Annotated in this window: 19 protein-coding genes; 8 read left to right on the top strand and 11 right to left on the bottom strand. The window is 58.8% G+C overall.

Annotated features, from left to right (window positions below; translation table 11 throughout):
• The first annotated feature begins 33 nt into the window (after positions 1 to 33).
• Positions 34 to 675 carry an orotate phosphoribosyltransferase gene (gene pyrE, locus HWW83_RS22700; protein WP_004931204.1) on the top strand — a complete coding sequence of 214 codons (642 nt, stop codon included), beginning with the start codon at positions 34 to 36 and terminating at the stop codon, positions 673 to 675.
• A 31-nt stretch (positions 676 to 706) separates the two neighbouring features.
• Here pyrE and slmA read toward each other — a convergent pair whose 3' ends face one another.
• The 3 genes from slmA to coaBC all read right to left on the bottom strand — a co-directional run bounded on the left by slmA (position 707) and on the right by coaBC (position 3,208).
• On the bottom strand, positions 707 to 1,303 hold the full coding sequence (slmA, locus tag HWW83_RS22705; RefSeq protein WP_025304700.1) for a nucleoid occlusion factor SlmA: 597 nt from the start codon (positions 1,301 to 1,303) through the stop codon (positions 707 to 709).
• Positions 1,304 to 1,554: 251 nt separating this feature from the next.
• Positions 1,555 to 2,013, bottom strand: coding sequence for a dUTP diphosphatase (dut, locus tag HWW83_RS22710; protein WP_033652257.1), 459 nt, complete (start codon positions 2,011 to 2,013; stop codon positions 1,555 to 1,557).
• Positions 1,991 to 3,208 carry a bifunctional phosphopantothenoylcysteine decarboxylase/phosphopantothenate--cysteine ligase CoaBC gene (gene coaBC, locus HWW83_RS22715; RefSeq protein ID WP_033634306.1) on the bottom strand — a complete coding sequence of 406 codons (1,218 nt, stop codon included), beginning with the start codon at positions 3,206 to 3,208 and terminating at the stop codon, positions 1,991 to 1,993. Before coaBC ends, dut begins: the two co-directional genes overlap by 23 nt.
• Positions 3,209 to 3,391: 183 nt before the next feature.
• On the opposite strand from coaBC, the gene radC reads away from it, so the two are divergent.
• From radC to mutM, 4 genes are all read left to right on the top strand, one after another.
• Positions 3,392 to 4,075: a RadC family protein gene (radC, locus tag HWW83_RS22720; RefSeq protein ID WP_016929682.1), complete on the top strand. Its 684-nt coding sequence runs from the start codon at positions 3,392 to 3,394 to the stop codon at positions 4,073 to 4,075.
• A gap of 262 nt (positions 4,076 to 4,337) precedes the next feature.
• Positions 4,338 to 4,574 carry a 50S ribosomal protein L28 gene (gene rpmB / locus HWW83_RS22725; protein WP_004931195.1) on the top strand — a complete coding sequence of 79 codons (237 nt, stop codon included), beginning with the start codon at positions 4,338 to 4,340 and terminating at the stop codon, positions 4,572 to 4,574.
• Between the two features lie 11 nt (positions 4,575 to 4,585).
• Positions 4,586 to 4,753 (top strand): 50S ribosomal protein L33, encoded by a 168-nt coding sequence (rpmG, locus tag HWW83_RS22730; protein WP_002442576.1) that lies wholly within the window; start codon positions 4,586 to 4,588, stop codon positions 4,751 to 4,753.
• 81 nt (positions 4,754 to 4,834) lie between these two features.
• The gene (mutM, locus tag HWW83_RS22735) at positions 4,835 to 5,650 is read left to right on the top strand and encodes a bifunctional DNA-formamidopyrimidine glycosylase/DNA-(apurinic or apyrimidinic site) lyase (RefSeq protein WP_046687975.1); all 816 of its coding nucleotides are present in this window, start codon (positions 4,835 to 4,837) and stop codon (positions 5,648 to 5,650) included.
• A gap of 3 nt (positions 5,651 to 5,653) precedes the next feature.
• Here mutM and coaD read toward each other — a convergent pair whose 3' ends face one another.
• Genes coaD through waaA form a run of 3 tightly spaced genes read right to left on the bottom strand, consistent with a single transcriptional unit; the run spans position 5,654 to position 8,194 of the window.
• Positions 5,654 to 6,139: a pantetheine-phosphate adenylyltransferase gene (gene coaD / locus HWW83_RS22740; protein WP_033645183.1), complete on the bottom strand. Its 486-nt coding sequence runs from the start codon at positions 6,137 to 6,139 to the stop codon at positions 5,654 to 5,656.
• Positions 6,140 to 6,142: 3 nt separating this feature from the next.
• A complete protein-coding gene (locus HWW83_RS22745) occupies positions 6,143 to 6,916 on the bottom strand; it encodes a glycosyltransferase family 2 protein (protein ID WP_033645184.1) in 774 nt (257 codons plus the stop codon).
• A complete protein-coding gene (gene waaA, locus HWW83_RS22750; protein ID WP_019452200.1) occupies positions 6,917 to 8,194 on the bottom strand; it encodes a lipid IV(A) 3-deoxy-D-manno-octulosonic acid transferase in 1,278 nt (425 codons plus the stop codon). It abuts the gene before it with no gap.
• Positions 8,195 to 8,319: 125 nt separating this feature from the next.
• Between waaA and HWW83_RS22755 the strand changes: the two genes are divergently transcribed.
• On the top strand, positions 8,320 to 9,333 hold the full coding sequence (locus tag HWW83_RS22755) for a glycosyltransferase family 9 protein (RefSeq protein ID WP_042785588.1): 1,014 nt from the start codon (positions 8,320 to 8,322) through the stop codon (positions 9,331 to 9,333).
• A 44-nt stretch (positions 9,334 to 9,377) separates the two neighbouring features.
• Here the strand turns inward: HWW83_RS22755 and HWW83_RS22760 are convergent, their stop codons facing one another.
• Genes HWW83_RS22760 through rfaQ form a run of 3 tightly spaced genes read right to left on the bottom strand, consistent with a single transcriptional unit; the run spans position 9,378 to position 12,687 of the window.
• The gene (locus HWW83_RS22760; RefSeq protein WP_069099996.1) at positions 9,378 to 10,478 is read right to left on the bottom strand and encodes a glycosyltransferase; all 1,101 of its coding nucleotides are present in this window, start codon (positions 10,476 to 10,478) and stop codon (positions 9,378 to 9,380) included.
• Positions 10,479 to 10,480: 2 nt separating this feature from the next.
• Positions 10,481 to 11,608 (bottom strand): glycosyltransferase family 4 protein, encoded by a 1,128-nt coding sequence (locus tag HWW83_RS22765; protein WP_096242686.1) that lies wholly within the window; start codon positions 11,606 to 11,608, stop codon positions 10,481 to 10,483.
• Complete coding sequence (rfaQ, locus tag HWW83_RS22770) at positions 11,605 to 12,687, bottom strand: putative lipopolysaccharide heptosyltransferase III (protein ID WP_033652252.1); 1,083 nt, start codon at positions 12,685 to 12,687, stop codon at positions 11,605 to 11,607. The genes HWW83_RS22765 and rfaQ overlap by 4 nt, the downstream gene beginning before the upstream one ends.
• 210 nt (positions 12,688 to 12,897) lie before the next feature.
• Between rfaQ and HWW83_RS22775 the strand changes: the two genes are divergently transcribed.
• Together HWW83_RS22775 and HWW83_RS22780 are read left to right on the top strand one after the other, a co-directional pair.
• Entirely contained in the window at positions 12,898 to 13,854 is a 957-nt protein-coding gene (locus HWW83_RS22775) for a polysaccharide deacetylase family protein (protein ID WP_033645189.1), read from the top strand.
• Between the two features lie 8 nt (positions 13,855 to 13,862).
• Positions 13,863 to 14,957: a glycosyltransferase family 9 protein gene (locus HWW83_RS22780; RefSeq protein WP_033652251.1), complete on the top strand. Its 1,095-nt coding sequence runs from the start codon at positions 13,863 to 13,865 to the stop codon at positions 14,955 to 14,957.
• 36 nt (positions 14,958 to 14,993) lie between these two features.
• On the opposite strand, the gene HWW83_RS22785 is transcribed toward HWW83_RS22780, so the two are convergent.
• Together HWW83_RS22785 and HWW83_RS22790 are read right to left on the bottom strand one after the other, a co-directional pair.
• Entirely contained in the window at positions 14,994 to 15,974 is a 981-nt protein-coding gene (locus tag HWW83_RS22785; RefSeq protein WP_089192405.1) for a glycosyltransferase, read from the bottom strand.
• A complete protein-coding gene (locus tag HWW83_RS22790; RefSeq protein ID WP_122016976.1) occupies positions 15,971 to 17,212 on the bottom strand; it encodes an O-antigen ligase family protein in 1,242 nt (413 codons plus the stop codon). Before HWW83_RS22790 ends, HWW83_RS22785 begins: the two co-directional genes overlap by 4 nt.
• Between the last annotated feature and the right edge of the window lie 18 nt (positions 17,213 to 17,230).

The raw sequence follows: 17,230 nt of genomic DNA on the forward strand, positions 1-17,230 counted from the left end.
GACCCAAGCAGATTCAGACGAGGAGAAGCAGTAATGAAAGCCTATCAGCGCCAGTTTATCGAGTTCGCGCTTAACAAGCAGGTATTGAAATTCGGCGAGTTCACCCTGAAATCCGGCCGCACCAGCCCGTATTTCTTCAACGCCGGCCTGTTTAATACCGGGCGCGATCTTGCGCTGTTGGGGCGCTTCTATGCCGAAGCCCTGATGGATTCCGGCATCGATTTCGATCTGCTGTTTGGCCCGGCCTATAAAGGCATTCCTATCGCCACTACCACGGCGGTTGCGCTGGCGGAACACCATGAGCGCGACGTGCCTTACTGCTTTAACCGCAAGGAAGCCAAGACCCACGGCGAGGGCGGTTCGCTGGTGGGCAGCCCGCTGCAGGGCCGCGTGATGCTGGTGGACGATGTGATCACCGCCGGTACCGCAATCCGTGAGTCGATGGAAATCATCGGCGCCAGCGGCGCTTCGTTGGCGGGCGTGCTGATCTCCCTCGACCGTCAGGAACGCGGCCGCGCGGATATCTCAGCCATTCAGGAAGTGGAACGCGACTATCACTGCAAGGTGATTTCGATCGTGACGCTGAAGGACCTGATCGCTTATCTGGAAGAGAAACCGGAAATGGCGGACCACCTGGCGGCGGTGCGCGCTTACCGCGAGCAGTACGGGGTATAAATAAAAACGCCGGGCATGCCCGGCGTTTTCGTTATTGCAGCTGTGCCGCCAATAGCGGCCAGCGGGCGTCGAATTCCTGCGTTGGACGATAGCGGAATTCCGAACGCACATAGCGCGACAACATGCCTTCGCAGAAGGCCAGCAGTTGGCTGGCCAACAGCGTTTCATCGACGATGAAGCCTTTGCCTTCGCGCAATTTGCGCTCTTTCAGCACCTGACGCAGCTGCGCCTCGATACGTTCGAACAGCTGGTTGATGCGGCCCTGCAGGCGATCCTGTTCAAACATCAGCGCGTGGCCGGTCATGATGCGCGTCAGCCCCGGGTTACGTTCCGCAAAGCCCAGAATCAGCAGTAAAATCAGGCGCAGACGATTAAACGTCTCTTTCTCGTCCTGCAAGATCAGGTTGATGCGGGTGATCAGGCTGTCTTCGATAAACTCGATCAGACTGTCGAACATCCGTGTCTTGCTGGGGAAATGCCGGTACAGCGCAGCTTCAGAAACACCCACGTTCGCGGCGAGCTTGGCGGTGGTAATGCGCTGGCTGCCGTCGCTGGATTCCAGCATCTGGGCTAACGCCTGCAATATTTCCTCGCGCCGATTCCTTTTCGTATTTTCTTTTTCTGCCATGTCTGATTAGACCCTTGCTAAAACTTAACTGACGGAAACCCGGGCACCGGCCGCTGCAGAGCAGGCTCTGTGCGGCTTATGTGATAGCTTTTTTACGATGCTGGGGTCAGCGGCCTTAACGGCCTTTTTCCGCGCTGCCTGGTGTGCGCTGCAATTGTCGCGGTAAAACCTTGCCGCAGAGACATCCTTCTCCCCGGAAAGGCAAGGTTCAGGCGACGTTTCCCTGCCGGCCATCGTGCATTGAGTGGCGCTTAGTGGCGCCCCGAGTGGCCGAAGCCGCCTTCGCCGCGCTCGCTGCTGTCGAACTCTTCCACCAGGTTGAACTCGGCCTGCACCACCGGCACGAAGACCATCTGCGCGATGCGTTCGCCCGGTTCGATAGTGAATGACTTCTGGCCGCGGTTCCAGACCGACACCATCAGCTGGCCCTGATAATCGGAGTCGATCAGGCCGACCAGATTGCCCAGCACGACGCCGTGCTTGTGGCCCAGGCCTGAGCGCGGCAGGATCACCGCCGCCAGGCCGGCGTCGGCGATATGGATCGCGAGACCGGTAGGCAGCAGCGTGGTTTCACCCGGCGCCAGCTCCACCGCGCTGTCCAGGCAGGCGCGCAGGTCGAGACCGGCTGAGCCCGGAGTGGCGTAGGTCGGTAGCGGGAAATCCTGACCGATGCGCGGGTCGAGGATCTTAACGTCGATTTTTTTCATCATAACGGCTGACTATCTCGTCTATTAAACGTTGGCCAAGGAGTGCCTTGTCGCTCAGCGCCAGGCGTTTCTCTCCATCCTGCCAAAAAAGGTGCAGGGCATTGGTGTCGCTGTTGAACCCGTGCTCTGCGAGCGATACATCGTTAGCGCAAATCAAATCCAGCTTCTTACGCGCCAGTTTTTGCCGCGCGTATTCTTCCACATTCTGGGTTTCGGCGGCAAACCCCACGACAAACGGTCGATTTTTGGTCATCGCCGCCACGCCGGCGACGATATCGGGGTTTTTTACCATCTTGAGGACGATTTCATCACCCTGTTTTTTTATTTTTTCATCGGCGATCCGCTCGGGACGGTAGTCGGCTACGGCGGCGCAGGAGATGAAAATCTGCTGCTGAGCGGCGCGCTGTTGCACCGCCTGCTCCATCTCGAGCGCGCTGGTGACGTCCACGCGTGTGACCTTCGGCGGCGTCGGCAGGCTCACCGGCCCGGCGATCAGCGTCACCTGCGCGCCGCGGGCGGCGGCGGCGCGGGCGATGGCGAAGCCCATTTTGCCGGAGCTGTGATTGCTGATGAAGCGTACCGGATCCAGCGCTTCGCGCGTCGGGCCGGCGGTGATCATAACCTGCAAATGTTGCAGATCCTGCGGGGCGGAGAAATGACCGTTCGCCAGCTCGACGATGTCCAGCGGATCCAGCATGCGGCCCGGGCCAACGTCGCCGCAGGCCTGGCTGCCGCTGTCCGGCCCCCAGAGCAGCATGCCGCGCGCCTGCAGCGTTTGCAGGTTGGCCTGCGTGGCGGCGGCGCGATACATCTGCTGGTTCATGGCGGGGGCGGCGGCGATAGGGGCGTCGGTCGCCAGGCAGACGGTAGTCAGCAGATCGTTGGCCATGCCGGCGGCGACGCGCGCCAGCAGATCGGCGGTCGCCGGCGCCAGAATCACCAGATCCGCCCATTTGCCGAGTTCGATGTGGCCCATGGCGGCTTCGGCGGCGGGATCCAACAGATCGTCGGACACCGGGTGGCCGGAAACGGCCTGTAGCGTCAGCGGCGTAATGAACGCCTTGGCGGCGTGGGTCATCACCACGCGCACTTCCGCGCCCCTGTCGCGCAGGCGGCGCACCAGCTCTGGGCATTTGTAGGCGGCGATGCCGCCGCTGATGCCAAGCACAATATGTTTGCCGGAAAGTCCCGTCATCATCATTGTCCGATTGAAAGCCGAAAGATGCGCCATTTTAGCATATCCGCCGTTCAGGTGAGCGATTCCGCAATGGCTGCAGGGCGTTACATTGTGCTTTGCGAAACACTTCGCAATGTTATCAAACACCTGTCGAACGCGCCGGGGGGCGCATGGCATGCTGTAGCCCTTTCAGGGAGGAACACGATGAGCAACCCGACTGTGGCGTGCTGGCCGGGCGCGCTGGCGCCGCGTGAAAAGCTGTTGATGCAGGGGGCCGCGGCGCTGTCCGACGCAGAGCTGTTGGCCATTTTCTTGCGCACCGGGTTGCCCGGCGTGCACGTAATGCAGCTGGCGGAGCAGCTGCTGCGCCGATTCGGCTCGCTTTACCATCTGATGTCGGCCGATCATCAGGCGTTTTGCAGTCAAAAAGGCCTGGGCGACGCCAGCTATACGCAGCTGCAGGCGATTGCCGAGCTGGCGCTTCGCTTCTTTTCCAGCCATCTCTCGCAGGAAAACGCCATGCTTAACCCGCGCGTCACCCAGCATTATCTGCAAAGCCTGCTGGCGCATCGTGAGCGAGAGGTCTTTTTGGTATTGTTTTTAGACAATCAGCATCGGGTTATTCGCCATCAGGAGATGTTTGCTGGTACCATCAGCAGCGTCGTCGTCTACCCGAGAGAAATTGTGCGTGAAGCGTTGAAGGCTAATGCCGCCGCGCTGATTCTCGCGCATAATCACCCCTCGGGTAAGGCTGAACCCAGTCATGCCGACCGTTTGATAACTGAACAGGTGGTGAAAGCCTGCCAGTTATTGGAGATCCGAGTGCTCGATCATTTGGTGATCGGTCGGGGTGAATGCGTCTCTTTTGCCGAGCGCGGATGGCTTTAAGCGATTTTTTCGCGATCCTTGTGGGATCTTTAGCTGTTCGGGACTTGAGCACTTACGCTTCAGAGCGTATACTACGCCACCTTTGAGAATCTTGGGTTTGGCGCAAGAGCCTATCTCAGCAGGTTTCTGACCTGATGTGTGGTTTCTACCTGATGACGAGAGTCTCCTCAGTATGAAGTTTGCTGAGATGGGCTCTAAAAGCCTGACGAGGCGGCCATACCCTATACGAAGCTCGAGCTGATTTGATTTTTGGAGAATAGACATGTCCCGAGTCTGCCAAGTTACTGGCAAGCGCCCGGTGAGCGGTAACAACCGTTCCCACGCAATGAACGCGACCAAACGCCGTTTTCTGCCTAACCTGCACTCACACCGTTTTTGGGTTGAGGCTGAGAAGCGCTTTGTAACTCTGCGTGTATCTGCTAAAGGTATGCGTGTTATCGATAAGAAGGGTATTGAGACGGTTCTGGCCGATCTGCGTGCCCGTGGTGAGAAGTATTAAGGAACTGAATCATGGCTAAAGGTGTTCGCGAGAAGATCAAGCTGGTTTCTTCTGCTGGTACTGGTCACTTCTATACCACCACGAAGAACAAGCGTACTAAGCCGGAAAAATTGGAACTGAAGAAATTCGATCCAGTTGTCCGTCAGCACGTAGTATACAAAGAAGCTAAAATTAAATAATTTTAGTGGATTAATGAAAAACCCGGCCTTGGCCGGGTTTTTTGTTTTATAAAGGGTAGAAAACATCGGAGGGGAAGCCAGATGCCTGAATTACCGGAAGTTGAGACGAGCAGACGCGGTATAGAGCCTTATCTTGTCGGCCACAGCATTCAGTATGCGGTGGTGCGCAACGCGCGCCTGCGCTGGCCGGTTTCCGAGCAGATCCTGACGCTGAGCGATCAGCCGGTGCTCAGCGTGCAGCGTCGGGCCAAATACCTGCTGATTGAGCTGGAGCGCGGTTGGATTATCGTGCATCTGGGCATGTCGGGCAGCCTGCGCATGCTGCGTGAGGAAAACGAAGACGAAGCCGGCAAACACGACCACGTCGATCTGGTGATCAACAACGGTATGATCCTGCGCTATACCGATCCGCGCCGCTTCGGCGCCTGGCTGTGGTGCGAAGACCTGGCGACCAGCAGCGTGTTGGCGCATCTGGGGCCGGAACCGCTGAGTGAGGCGTTCAACGGTGACTACCTGTATGAAAAATCACGTAATAAGCGCACGCTGATCAAACCGTGGCTGATGGATAATAAGCTGGTGGTCGGGGTCGGTAACATTTACGCCAGTGAATCGCTGTTCAGCGCCGGGATCCTGCCCGATCGTCCGGCGGGATCCTTGACCAAAGCCGAAGCGGCGCTGTTGGCGAAGACCATCAAGGCGGTGTTGCAACGCTCCATCGAGCAGGGCGGCACCACATTGCGCGACTTTTTGCAGTCGGACGGCAAACCGGGGTACTTCGCGCAGGAGCTGCAGGTTTATGGACGGGCGGGAGAACCCTGCCGCGCATGCGGCACGCCGATTGAATCCGCCAAGCACGGGCAACGCAGCACCTTCTTTTGCCGACGCTGCCAGCGCTGAGTATCACGCGGCGGCGAGCTTCGCCATCAGCGCCTGAGTGACCACATCGGGCAGGAAAGGCGCGATATCGCCGCCGTGGCGGGCGACCTCCTTCACCAGTGAGGAGGAGATGAACGACCACTCTTCGGAAGGCATCAGGAACACGCTTTCCAGCGTCGGCATCAAATGGCGGTTCATGTTCGCCAGCTGCAGTTCATACTCAAAGTCAGACACCGCCCGCAGGCCGCGCACCAGGATATTGGCATTCTGGTGAGCGGCGAAATGCGCCATCAGCTCGCTGAAGCCCAGTACCTCCACATTGTCCAGATGCGAGGTGACCTGCGTCGCCAGCGCCACGCGCTCATCCAGGCTGAATAGCGGCTTTTTGCTCGGGCTGGCGGCGATGGCCAGAATCACGTGATCGAACATCAGCGACGCGCGCGTCACTAAATCCAGGTGGCCGTTGGTCATGGGATCGAAGGTCCCGGGATAGATGGCTTTGCTGGTCATGATTCACTTCTCTGAGTAGTTGCGGCCCAATGCCCATAATGCGGCATATTTATTGAAGGTATATTGCGCGTTGACCACCGCTAACAGCAACCCCTGTTTACCGTCGAGGAAGCCGGCCCGCAGCAGCCAGGTTTTGACGAAGGCGCCGAGCGTGTGGGTCAGGATGGACAGATAGCCGCAACGCTTGCCGGCCCGGTGGCGCTGTGTGGCCCATTCTTCGGCATAGCGCAGCTGTTTGCGCTGAAAGGCGAAGAAGTCGCGGCAGGTCAGGTGCAGCATATCGCCGCTGAGGGGGATCACTTTGGCGTCGCCGATGTTCAGCGACTCGTGCACCAGATCGTCGTTATAGCGATAGCGTGAATTGGCGTACAGGCGGTTGACGCGGTCGGGATACCAGCCGCTGTGGCGCATGAAGCGGCCAAGGAACAGGTTGCGCCGCGCGCAGCTGTAAACGGCGCCGTCGTCCGGCGCGTTCAACACCCGCTCGATGGATTGCCGCAGTTCGGGGGTGACGCGTTCGTCGGCGTCGATCATCAATACGTAGTCATGGCTGGCGTAGCTTTGCGCCAGCTGGCGCTGCTTGCCGAATCCTTGCCAGTCGGTGTGCGTGAAGACTTTGGCGCCCAGACTTTCGGCGACGGCGACGCTGTCGTCCTCGCTGCCGGAGTCCAGCACGATGATTTCATCGGCCCAGGCGACAGAGCGCAGGCAGTCCGGCAACAGCCCGGCTTCGTTTTTGGCGATCATCACCACCGACAGGCTTTTGCGGCTGCTCATTCAGTGACTCCGGGGCGGCAGGTGCGGTTCCAGCAGCTGCAGCAGGCGCTGCAACGCTCCCTGATTCTGATACAACACTTCCACCGCATGGCGGCCGTAGTAACGGCGGTAGTCTTCGTCGGTCAACAGGGTTTCCACTTCCTTTACCAGCGAATCCACGTCGGTCACGGTGATCAGGCCTTCGGCCTGCGAAAGCTTGGCGCAGATGTCTTTAAAGTTGAAGGTGTGCGGGCCCATCAGCACCGGGATGGCGTGGGCGGCGGCTTCCAGCGGGTTATGCCCGCCACGTTCCACCAGGCTGCCGCCGACAAAGGCCAGATCGGCGATGCCGTACAACAGCATGAGTTCGCCCATGGTATCGCCGATCACCACCTGGGTGCTGCCGGACGGGATTTCGCCGCTGCTGCGCAGGGTGTAGCTGAAGCCGGCCTTCTGTACCAGTTCCTTGGCGGTCGGGAAGCGTTCCGGGTGGCGCGGCACCAGGATCAGCAGCAGGTCGGGGTGTTTTTCCAGCAGCTTGCGGTGCGCTTCGAGCAAGATGGTTTCTTCGCCTTCATGGGTGCTGGTGGCGATCCACACCGGGCGGCGCGGCGCCCATTGGCGGCGCAGCGTAACGGCGCGGGCGGCCAGTTCCGGGGTGACGGAGATATCGAATTTCAGGCTGCCGGTAACGGCCAGCTGCGAGCGTTTCAGGCCCAGTTCGATAAAACGATCGCCGTCTTCCTGGTTCTGTGCGGCGATCAGCGTAATGCGGCGCAGCATATCGCGCATGAATCCGCCAATTTTCTTATAGCCGGCGGCGGATCGCGCCGACAGGCGCGCATTGGCGATCACCAGGGGGATTTGCCGCTGATGCAGTGCGTTGATCAGGTTAGGCCATAGCTCGGTTTCCATGATGATCACCAGCTTGGGATTCACCTGGTCGAGGAAGCGGTTCATGGAACCGGGCAGATCGTAGGGCAGATAGACATGATGCACGTCTTTGCCGAAAGCGGACTGGACGCGTTCTGAACCTGTCGGGGTCATTGTGGTCACAGTTATCGGCAAAGCGGGGTAACGATGGCGCAGCGCCCGCACCAGCGGGATGGCCGCCAGCGTTTCGCCGACGGAGACGGAATGCAGCATAATGCCGCCCGGCACGACTTTCCCGGCGCAGAAGCCATAGCGTTCCGCCCAGCGTTTACGGTAGGCTGGAGCTTTGCGGCTGCGCAGCAGTAAGCGGAGCCAGATCAGGGGTTGGATGAGGTAGAGTAGTACCTGATATAAACGCAGCAACATTCTATCAATTTCATTTATATGGGTTATTCGGAATAGTACCATAACTGGAAGGGAAAGGCGCTAATTTGGTAACCTTGGGTGTCAGTTTCAGACAACCGGCGAGCGATTTCGCCGATAGGCTCGGAATGAAGAATATTTTAATTATTCGCCGCGACAACATCGGCGATCTTGTTTGCACCACGCCTCTGATTGAAGGGGTGAAAATTGCCTATCCAGACGCAAAAGTTTATCTGCTGATCAATAAAGTCAGCCAGGACGTTGTTAAAAACAACCCTCATCTCGAGAAAGTCTTTGTCTATAAAAAGGCCAAGCACAAGGCGAAAAATGAAACGACGTTGGGCGTTTATTTCGAACGTCTGATGATCTTCCTGAAGCTGCGCAAAATAAAGTTCGATGCGGTCATTCTGGCCAACCCGGTGCCTTGCAAATACAGCCTGCGTTTAGCGAAAATGGCCGGCGCCACCCATATCATCGGCGCCGATTTGGGCACGAAAGATATTCAGCGCCCGTTCCGCAAGGACGATTTCCGCGGTCTACATCAGGTCGAACACACCTACAGCTATTTATCGGCGATAACCGATCAAACCATTCCGATCCCGCCGGTGCGGGTATTCCTGACGCCGGAAGAGCGGCAGCTGGCGGCGCAGCGGCTGCAGGAACGCCTGCCATCGGTCGAACGGGTTTGCGCCGTGCATATCAGCAGCCGCAGCCCGAAAAGGCGCTGGCCGGTTGAACGCTATGCCGAAATCATCAACCGCCTGACCGCCGATCCCCGCACCGGCGTGCTGATCTTCTGGTCGCCGCAGGGCACGCTGGCGCCGGACGACATCGGCGATCAGCAGCGCGCAGAACAGCTGTTGGCGTTGTGCCAAAACGAACGCGTCGCGCTTTATCCGACGGCCTCGGTGCGCGAGCTGTTGGGCGGGTTCGATTTATGCGACCGGGTGCTGTGCAGCGACGGCGGGCAGATGCATCTTGCCGCCGCGCTGAATAAGGATATGGTGGTGTTCTTTGGCGATACCGATAAAACGTCCTGGCATCCATGGACCGGCCGTCATCATATTTTGCAGAGTGAGTCGGGGCACTGTGAAGATGTTTCTGTCGATGAGGTTTGGCAGAAAATGCAGGCGCTAAGCTAGCGAAGAAAATAAGGCAGGTATCACCTGCCTTATTTATTACTTTATTATTTTTCTTTCAGCTCAATATATTGACGGCAAATAGGCTCCAGCCCATAGCTCAGCAATTGCTGTTGATTTATCTGCGGCGGATTGGCGTAAATTTCCGCCATTTTTTCTGCCAGCGACGCTTCGTTTAATTCCGCCAACGCGTTAGCCATGCCGGCTTTTTCCAGAATTTCCGCAGGGCCGCCCGGACAGCGGGTGCTGACCACTGGCGTGCCGCACAACAGCGATTCTACCAGCACATTGCCAAACCCTTCGCTATCGGAGCTGAGCACCAACAGCGAGGCATGGCGGATAAACGGATAGGGATTGGCCTGGAAGCCGAGGAACAGCACGCGCTCTGCGATACCCAAGTCTGCCGCCAGACGCTTGACCTCGGCGACGCGGGCGTCATCCCCGGTGCCGATCAAAGCCAGCGGCGCCTGAATACCGGATTGCGCATAGGCTTTCAGCAGGCGGTCATGCCGCTTGGTGGCGTGAAAGCGGCCGACGTGCACCAGATAGTCCTGACCGGCCAGTTCGCAAGGTGCCGCCGCCTGTTGCCGGATGGCGTCGATGTCGAACGGGTTATTGATGACCGCCAGCCGACGCGGGCGGATCGGCAAATTCTGCTGCAGATCGCCGCCGACCGCCTGTGAAACGGCGACGATATTTCTCCCCTGGTAAACGTTGGCGATTTTACGTTGCTTGAGCCAGCGATCCAGGCCTTTGCGGTGGCCGAGGTAGGAGGTGGAGAGAATGCCGTGAATGCAGAACCACAGGCGATCCGAAGCCAGCCGCTTGCTGCGGCTGACGATGCGATCGGTTTTGTGCAGGTTGGAGAACACCAGATCGAACGCGCCGTTTTGGCGCTCGTGTTCGGCTACCGCCCGATCCAGCGCGGCGGCGCGGCGCGACAGCTCGGTCAGCTTGCGCCAGGGGGCACGGCTGCGATCGGCCACCACCTGATAATCAATGCCTGACGGGATAGGGTAATTGCAGACGTCACGCAGCGAGATCAGACTGACGTCATGCCCCTGTTGCTGCATGCCTTGGCACAGGGTCAGCACCACTTTTTCCGCGCCGCCTCCCGGCAGGCCATCGATGATCATCAGAATACGCATAGCTAATCCAGTAACCGGTTATAGAGGGAAATGAGCTGTTCGGAGAGATGCGCCGGCGTAGCCGTCATAATGCGCAATCTTGCCGCTTCGCCCATGGAGGATCCCAGCGCCTGGCGCGGCAGCGCCCGAATGGCTTCCGTGATGGCCGGCACGTCGAGCGCGTCGGTCACGAAGCCGTTCTGGCCCGGGGTGATAAACTCGGCGCCGCCGCAGGTGGTGCTGGTGATAACCGGCAGGCCGCAGGACATCGCTTCCAGAATCACATTCGGGAACGGATCGTAAAGCGTCGGCAGCAGCAGCGCATCCGCGGCCTGATAGAACGGCAGAGTCTGCTTCTGCACGCCCATAAAGTGAATGCGATCGCCGCAGCCCAGCGACTGCGCCAGCGCCCGGTAACGCTTTTCGGCTTTATCTTTACCGACCACCAAGAGGTGGCTGTCGGTCGCCGCCACGGCGCGGATGGCGGCGGCCAGCCCTTTGCGCTCGAAACCGGAGCCGACGAAGGTCAGGCAGTGCGCCTGTTGCGGGATCTGATATTGCTCACGCAGGCGTCGGCGCTGGGCCTCGTCGGCGGGCAGGAACTTTTGATTGTCGATGGCGTTATAGATCACCGTGATTTTGTCGGCGGGCACGCCAAAGTCGGCGATGATTTCCCGTTTGATCATTTCGGCGTTGCAGATGACGGCTTTCAGCTCCGGTGCGGCGTACATGGCGCGCTCGGCGCACATCACATAGCGGTGATAACGGTTGGAAAACAGCCACTTGCGGCGCCACTCGGGCAGCAGCCGCGCGCGTTGCAGCAGCCAGCGGCGGTGTACGCCGTCGCCGGCGCGGTAGATATCGCAGCCGGGAATGCGCTCATGGCTTTGCACCAGATCGAAGCGCTCTTTCTGCCACAGCGCCCTGGCCGCCACGGCGAAGCCCCGTTCGCGACTGATGCGGCCTAGTTTCAACGGGTTACACAGGTGAATATGCCAGTTTGGATTGGCGTCACCCTGCCATTCGCGAGTGATGACGTTCAGATCGAGATCCTGTTGCTCCAGCGCCTCCAGGGCGCGGGAAACGAAACGTTCGGCTCCGCCGTCCGGGCGGTATTTTTGGCGAACGATCGCCAAACGAAATGCTTTCATGCCAGCGTGCTCCGCGCGGCTGCAATCACCGCGTCTGTAGGAATGAGGTCGAGATACCGTTCATCGGTGCCGGTATCGATGGCGTCCGGGTCGGGCAGTTCGCCAAAGTCGCCGGCCCAGATCACGGCGCCGGTAGCCTGCCATGGCCGCCAGAAAGTCAGCTTGGAAGGGCCGAATAACGCCACGCACGGCGTTTGCAGCGCGGCGGCCATATGCATCGGCACCGAATCCACGCCGATAAACAGCTTGGCGTGGTCAATCAGGGCGGCCAGTTGGCGCAGCGTCAGCTGGCCGGCCAGCGAGATTACGCCCTGCGGCGGGCAGAGCGCCAAAATGCGCTCGACCATGGCTTTTTCTCTGGCGTCGGGGCCGGAGGTGATCACCAACTGGTGGCCGTCGGCCTGCAAGGCGGTGAGGGTGGCGGCCATTTTCTCTTCGCTCCAGCATTTGAAGAACCAGCGCGAGGTGGGCTGCACCACAATATAACTGCCGGCGACGCCCTGTTTCTGCAACAGTTGCTCACAGGTCTGCCAATCCTGCGGATCATAACTCATGGTGACATGCTCATTGAGCGCGGGCAGGTTCAGCGGCGCCAGCAACGAGAGATTTTGTTCGACGGTATGCAAGTGGGCGTGATTGTCTACCGGCACCAGCTGCGTGTGGCAGTGGCGCCACAGGAAGCCGCGGCGTTTGGGGAAATCGAAGCCCAAACGGATGCGCGCGCCGGTCAGGCGCGTGATGATGGCGCTGCGCCACTGATCGGCCAGATTGACCACCAGATCGTAGCGCTGCGCCTTCAGGCGGCGCAGCAGCGCCAGCTCATGTCCGAGGTGAGCGCGGGCGCCCTGTTTTTTCCATTGGCGATCGATGGCGAACAGGGTCGACAGTTCCGGATTACTGGCCAGCATCTCCTGCGTTTCCTGATACAGCAGCACATCGATCCGGGCCTGCGGGTAGTTTTGCCGCAGGCTGCTGATGACCGGCGTGACCAGCAGCATATCGCCGTGGTGGCGCAATTTTATGATCAGAATACGCTGTACGGATGGGGCGGAAGTTAGGGCTGGCGCGTCGTTCATCATGAGTCGCTTTCTGGGAAACCAATCTTTGATTCTAAATGACCCGATCGCATGTGGCTACTGTTGCTCGGTTTTCTTGCCGAGCCGCAAAAAAATCGCCGGAGCAGGGACGAATGCGCTTCAACGTTGTCCAAACCAGGCAGCAAAGTCGTTTGCCCTGGCGAAACGGGCTGCGTAACATAGCGTATTCTGTTGATATCAGGTTCGATATTCATGACTAAACCGGCGTTTCTCATCACCATTGATACCGAAGGCGATAATCTGTGGCAAAACCACGATCGCATCGCGACCGAAAACACGCGTTTCTTGCCGCGCTTTCAGGCGCTGTGCGAGAAATATGCCTTCAAGCCGGTTTATCTCACCAACTATGAAATGGCGATGGATCCGGCTTACGTCGAGTTCGCGCGTGACGTGATCGCCCGCGGTGCCGGTGAAGTCGGCATGCATCTGCACGCCTGGAACAGCCCGCCGCTGACGCCGCTCACCGATGACGACTGGCGCCACAAGCCTTATTTGATCGAGTATCCCGCCGATCAGATACGCGCCAAAGTCGACCACATGACCAAACTGCTGGAGGACGCCTTCCAGACCAAAATGCTCAGCCATCGCGCCGGCCGTTGGGCGTTCAACGAATACTATGCCTCACTGCTGCTGGAATACGGCTATCAGGTGGATTGTTCGGTCACGCCGCGGGTCAACTGGCAGTTTTCGCCGGGCAACCCGCAGGGCAACGGCGGTACCGATTACAGCCGGTTCCCGTCGCAGGCCTATTTCATCGATCCGCAGAACATCGCCAAGCCGGGCGCTTCGTCGCTGCTGGAAGTGCCGATGAGCATCCAGTACAAGCATTCGGCGCTGATGAATGCGTTCAAGCAGGGCTATGATCGGCTGCGCGGCAAGCGGCGTTCGCCGTCCGTCAACTGGCTGCGGCCGAGTGGCGGCAACGTGGCCAAGATGATAAGCGTGGCCGAGACGTCGTTGGCGCAGGGGCATGACTACGTCGAGTTTATGCTGCACTCCTCCGAGTTTATGCCGGGCGGCAGCCCGACGTTCAAAACCGAGCAGGATATCGAAGTGCTGTACCGCGATCTGGAGCAGCTGTTTGACTGGCTGCAGCAGCGCACGGTGGGCATGACGCTGGCCGAGTATTATCAACTTAAAGCGAACTAAGCACGCACATGTCGAAGAAATGGAAAATCAAGGTTGCCGACTGGTTTTTGCGGCGCTATACGGCGAAGTACGGCCGTTTTCAGGACAAGGCGACGTTCGACGGCGCCCAGCAGTTTGACAATATCGTCATCTATTCCACCACGGCGTTGGGCGACTTCATGTTCAACACGCCGGCATTGAGGGCGATGAGGGAACGCTATCCCAACGCGCACATCACGCTGGTGGTGCATAAGAAAAACCGCGAACTGGTGGAAAACGGCCGCTATTACGATCGCGTGGTGTATTGGGACAGCAAGATCAAGACGATACGCCCATTGCTGAAATCGCTGCGCGAACATCAGCCGGATTTGGCGCTGATCCTGCACTCTCACCTGCCTTATGACATCATCAGCGCCGTCATGGCGGGGGCAAAGTACATCATCAGGGATAACTACAGCTCGGGCATTTGCGGGCTGGAACCTTGGTTAACCAACTATATCTTCCATTATTACGGCCATTTCGTGCGCCGCAAACTGGAGCTGATTTCCATTTTGGGCTGCCGCAGCGACGATCCGACGATGGAAATTCCCGTGGACTATCAGCGCGGCGTCAAAAGCAGCGACCATCCCACCATCGGTTTTCAACTGGGGGCATCGACGGAGTCGCGTTGCTGGCCGGTGTCGCACTATGCGCGCCTGGCCGATGAGCTGGTGGCGAAGCACCCCAATGTGCGCATCGTGCTGATTGGCGCACCGCTTGACGACGGCAAGGCCCAGCAGTTTATGAGCCTGATCGGCCCGCAAACGCAGGCCTGCGTGGATAATCAGATCGGTAAAACGGGGCTGCAAGGCTTGCTGACGTTGCTCGACAGTTTCCATGTTCTGGTCACCGGCGACACCGGGCCGCTGCATCTGGCGGTGGCGTTGAAGGTGAAAACCATCAGCCTGTTCGTGACCGCCGATTCACGTTCCACCGGGCCGATTCAGGATCCTGAACTGCACCGCATCATTCAGGTGTCGCGCACCGGCTATACGATGCCGCTGGAGGCAGAAAGCCCGATGGGGGTCATTCAGCCGCAGCGGATTTATGATGAACTGGTCGCGCACGTGCCTTTAGCGCGCTAGGGGTGCGGCGACGCATCGGCCGCCAGGCCGATGCGGTTAGCGTGGGTTGCGCCCGCGCAGCTTCGAAAGAAAGGTATCCACTCGCGCATAGCGCATCTGGCGGACTTTTTTGCCCGGCACGTCGCTGTTGCGGCAGACAGCGGCGGCGCGGCGCAGAATTTGCAGCGTTGCCGGCGCGTAATGATAATAACCGTACACCGCCTTGGACATGCTTTTCACCTCGGAAAAGCAGTTGGCCAGCATCAGGGCGGCCAACCGGCGCAGCGGCTCATCCCCAGGATGCTGCGCCACAAAGCGCAGCATCTTCTCCATGGCGAACAGCAAATCTTCAATATCTTTGGGTTTGATATTGCGGGTGATGCCCTGGCTGTTATCCCGGTAGAAATAGAGTTCGCAGTCAAGATGGGCGATGCGGCGAGTTTTGAAATACTGAAAAGGCGTGAAAATCACGTCTTCATAACGCCTGCCGTCTTCGAACGTTTCCCCTGCCAGCAGCGTGCGCTTATATACCCGGCTCCAGAGGTGCCACATCGAGCGTGCGAACAGCGGTTGCAGGCTGCCCAGCCCCAACGAGGAAAAGTCGTAGGCTGCGGGCTGCGTCGCGCGGTTCTCGGGTTTCGGCGGTTGTTCGGTGAACTTCTGATAATTAAAATCGATCAGGTCATATTCATCGGCGATCAGCAGGGGCCGCAGGATCGCCAGATAGTCGTCGCTCAGCAGATCGTCGCCGTCGAGAAAGGTGACGTAGCGGCCGGCGGCATGCTGCAGGCCGACATTGCGGGCGTGCGCAATGCCGCCGTTGGCCTGTGAAATAAAAGCCACGTGCGGATGCTGCCGCTGCGCCAGATACCGGCTGACCAGCGCCCCTGACGCATCGGTAGAGCCATCGTCGATGATGACCACCTCAATCTCATCAGAAATCTGCGTAAATAACGAATCCAGCGCAGCGATGACGAACGCTTCGTTATTGTAAAACGGCACGATAACGCTGAGCAGCGGTGGCTGATGAGTTTTCACGCGGTCTGCTCCTGGGCGAAAGGCGGTTTCGCCACGGAGAGCACCCCAGCGATCAGCGCCAGACAGAACATGACGGTGCCTTCCGTGCTGAAGAAGATGACGTCGCTAAGACCGTAAACGAACAGGCTGGCGCTCACGCTCAGCAGCAGCGCGTTGCGCTGCGGCCGGAATGAAGAGAAGAACAGGCCGATATACAGCGCCAGCAACAGCAACGCCCCCCAGACCCCCTTGAGCGAATAGGTTTCCAGCAGCTCGTTATGCAGATGCACGTTGATGTAAGGCATGACGCCAGACAGGCGAGGTTGCTGCGCGACGATGGCGCGGATCTCTTCACCGCGCTGCTCGGCGGATTGACCCCAAGGAGCTTGTGAGCCGGTGCGCCATGCCAGCGTTTGCATCGACAGTCGGGAAATGATCGAGTTTTCAGTCTGTGGCTGATCCATCAGACGCATGTCGGTCTCAAAGGCCTGAATGCGTTCTTCTATCTGCGGTTTGAACACCAGGCCGCAGGCTACGAGCAGCAGCGGTACCGAGGCCATCAACGCGAGCTTGTGTTTCCTGGAAACCAGATGCTTGGTCGCCAGCAGCGACAGACAAATCGCCACCGGGTAAACCAGCATCGCCGCGCGGGTGCCGGTCAGCACCAGCGCAGAGAAGGAAAGCAGGAACGCCGCAATGTACAGCACCAGGCGGTAGCGGGTGCGCAGCATCAGGATGGCTTGCATCATCACCAGATCGATGGCGGTCATCAGATAGGCAGCGACCGTGGCGCGATCGAAGTTAAGCTCCACGCGAGGAATATCCAGCCGCAATCCCTGATAGAGAGAATAGCCGTTGATCGCCAGGCCGGTAACGAGGGCCACGACGATCAGCAGGCGCTGCACGCACAGCCGCTCATTGAGCGCAATCAGCAAGATGAAAGCGGTTGCGAGCTGCAGTTTGCCGGTCGACATATAAGAGCGATAAATGTTGATGTACTCACCCGGCTGTTTGAAGTGATGCATCCACAGGATGGTGCCCATGCCGACGCAGAACATCAGCGCGGGCAACAGCAGATTTTTAACGTTGCTGAAGTAGTAGCGCGGGTACAGGCAAACGGCGATAAAGGCGATGTAGCTGGAAACGTAAAACAGATTGCGTCCGGTCGCGGAACCGAAAGGAATGGTGCAAAAAGCGATGGCGCATCCCAGATAAATCAGATAACTGAAGGCAGGGTGCGGCGTTTTTTGTTTTAGCATCGGGCGTGTTTTCCGGCT

It is taken from the genome of Serratia ureilytica, from assembly GCF_013375155.1.
Lineage (GTDB): Bacteria > Pseudomonadota > Gammaproteobacteria > Enterobacterales > Enterobacteriaceae > Serratia > Serratia ureilytica.